General features: G+C 72.5%; 3 protein-coding genes. 1 reads left to right on the forward strand and 2 read right to left on the reverse strand.

What is annotated here, in order from left to right:
* Both A6Q79_RS16925 and A6Q79_RS16930 read right to left on the reverse strand, forming a co-directional pair.
* Positions 1-1110: alpha-(1->3)-arabinofuranosyltransferase family protein (locus tag A6Q79_RS16925; RefSeq protein ID WP_317698829.1), on the reverse strand; the 1110-nt coding region annotated here is incomplete at its 3' end.
* Positions 1111-1128: 18 nt separating this feature from the next.
* Complete coding sequence (locus A6Q79_RS16930) at positions 1129-1881, reverse strand: class I SAM-dependent methyltransferase (RefSeq protein WP_317698830.1); 753 nt, start codon at positions 1879-1881, stop codon at positions 1129-1131.
* Positions 1882-1907: 26 nt separating this feature from the next.
* Here A6Q79_RS16930 and A6Q79_RS16935 point away from each other — a divergent pair.
* A partial coding sequence (locus A6Q79_RS16935) for a glycosyltransferase family 4 protein (RefSeq protein WP_317698831.1) occupies positions 1908-2863 on the forward strand: 956 nt, incomplete at its 3' end.

The following is a 2863-nucleotide window of genomic DNA, read 5'->3' on the forward strand; positions in this document are numbered from 1 at the left end:
GGCGGTGAGGACGGCGGTGTTGAGCCGCTGCTGACGGGCGGCACCGGAGCCTGTCCTCGACCCCGCGCGCAGCTGCTCGACGGCGTACGCGAGGCCGATGACGAGGGGCAGCCGGATGATCGGGTCGAACTTGTGCACGTTGCGGATGGGCGAGAGGACGCCGTCGAGCAGGTCGTGCAAGGTCGCGGCACCCCAGCCCTGGACCGCGCCCTCGTGGCCGAGCGTGACCAGGACGAGCCCCACCGCCAAGCCGCGGGCGAGGAAGGCGCGATGGGGGTTGCTGCGCAGCACCATGCCCGCGCAGCCGAGGAGCAGCAGCACCCCGGCGTCGAGGGCGAGGTAGGGCGTGCTCAGCAGGTCCCGACCCGCCCGCGAGGTGGTGTCGATGTAGGCCACCCAGTTCGAGGTGCCGCGCAGCGCGTCCGCGACTGTCGTCGGGAACGTCGTGACCGAGGCCGTCTCGATCCAGTCCAGGAAGGGCGGGCTGTAGGCACCCATCACCGCCAGGGGGACCAGCCACCACAGCGTGCCGAGGAAGGTGAACACCGGCCACCACAGCATCAGCGCCCGGCGTCGCGGGCCACGGGTGCGGGTGAGCAGCCAGACGACACCGAGCGGGATCACCGCGAAGGCGGCCGCGGCGTTGATGCCGCCCACGCACGCGACCGCGACGCCCGCCCAGGCCGCTGCCAGGCGCGGGGAGCCACGCTCGGCCCCGACGACCAGGGGCAGCAGCACCCACGGGGCCAGGGCCATCGGCCAGCTCTCGCTGGAGATCGGGCCCATCGTCGTCAACATGCGCGGCGACAGCGCATAGGCGGCACCGGCCAGGAGGCAGGCGAGGTCGCTGCGCACGCCGAGCGCGCGCACCAGGCGCGCGGTGCCGGCGAACGCCACCGCCAGGACCAGGCCCCACCACAGCGCCTGGTTCTGCAACTGGCCGAAGGCACCCTCGCCGTCCCACAGGTGCAGGGCGCGCACCACGAAGTCACCCGGTGCGGCGACCAGGTCGAACTTCGTGTCGGCCACGAGGTAGCCGGGGTCCTGGGTGAATGCGAGCCCGATCAGCAGCCCGCATCCCGCCAGCACCCGCCAGGCGAAGGTGCTCATCGGTGGTTCATCACAGGGTCATCGGCGGCGCAGCACCAGCACGAGGTTCCAGGTCACCAGCTCGCGCAGCACCGGGACGCGCAGCATCCAGCGGCTCCACCAGGGGTTGTAGCGCGGGGTGAGGTGGACGACGTCCACGATGCCCGCGTCCTCCTGCTCGCGGGCCCAGCGCAGCCCGGCGGCGACCGTCACCGGGAAGAGCGACTCGCCGAACTTGTTCTTCGGCTCGTGGCCGTGGACGCGGGTGTAGCGCCGACGGGCCCGGGCACCGCCCAGGAAGTGCCACGGCGCCGTCTCGTGGCCGCCCCACGGGCCGAACCAGACGGTGTAGCTGATGAAGACCAGGCCGCCCGGCTTGGTCACCCGCACCATCTCGCGCGCCATCGTCCACGGTTGCGGGACGTGCTCGAGCACGTTGGAGGAGTAGCAGACATCGACGCTCGCGCTTCGCACCGGCAGCTGCATGCCGCTGCCCACGACGGTGCCGGCGGCGATGTCCCCGAGACCGGCCAGCTCACCCACGTCCGAGTCGAGGGCCAGGTAGCGGGCACCGGCCGCGCGGAAGGCGTCACGGAAGTAGCCCGGGCCGCCCCCGACGTCGAAGACCAGCCGGGAGTCCAGCTCCGCGTAGTGGGCGACCTGTGCGGCGGAGTCCTGCGCCAACGCCGTGTAGAAGCGGGCTGGGTCGGACTGCTCGTGGCGGAACTCCCGCAGCAGTCGCACCGACCTGGGCAGCGAGGCCCGGAAGGGCTTGGTGGACGGGCGTGGCACGACGTGGACCCTATAGGCTCCGGCGGATGCACGAGGGCTCGCTGGACGGACGCCACGTCGTCTTCCTGAGCTGGCGCGACACCGCGAACCCGGAGGGCGGCGGGGCCCAGCGCTACCTCGAGAAGATGGCCGAGGGCCTGGTCGAGCACGGGTGCACCGTCACCATCTTCTGCGCCGCACACGCCGCAGCCCCGCCGGAGGAGACCCGCGGAGGCATCCGTTTCGTCCGGCGCGGCACCAAGCTGTCGGTGTACGCCGCCGGCATGCGCGCGCTGCGTCGCGGCGACCTGGACGGGCCGCACGGTCGCACCGACCTCGTGGTCGACGTGCAGAACGGGCTGCCGTTCTTCAGCCGGATGGTCACCGACGCGCCCGTGATCGTGCTCATCCACCACGTGCACCGCGAGCAGTGGCCCGTGGTCTACCCCGGGCTCAGCGGTCGCATCGGGTGGTGGATCGAGCGCCGCTTCGCACCACGGCTCTACCGCCGCGAGCAGTACGTCGCCGTCTCCCGCGCCACCCGCGACGAGCTGGTCGCCCTGGGCATCGACGCCGATCGGATCGCCGTCGTGCACAACGGCACCGACCCCTACCGCGCGGTCGACCCCGGCAAGAGCCCCGACCCCATGGTTGCCGTCGTCGGACGCCTCGTCCCCCACAAGCAGGTCGAGCACGCCGTCGACGCCGTGGTGGCACTGCAGGCCGAGCTGCCGGGGCTGCGTCTGCACGTGGTCGGGTCCGGCTGGTGGGAGGCCGAGCTGGCGGCGTACGTCGAGAAGGTGGGGGCGGGCGACTGCGTCGTGCTCGAGGGCCACGTCACCGAGGAGCACAAGCACGAGGTCTACGAGCGGGCGTGGGTGCTTGCGCTGCCGTCGCTGAAGGAGGGCTGGGGGCTGGTCATCGGTGAGGCCGGCATGCACGCCACCCCCTCGGTCGCCTACCGCGCCGCCGGCGGCACCCAGGAGTCGATCGAGCACGACCA

Origin of the sequence: Aeromicrobium sp. REDSEA-S32_B7 (assembly GCF_001626145.1) — a bacterium.
GTDB classification, from domain to species: Bacteria; Actinomycetota; Actinomycetes; order Propionibacteriales; family Nocardioidaceae; genus Aeromicrobium; species Aeromicrobium erythreum.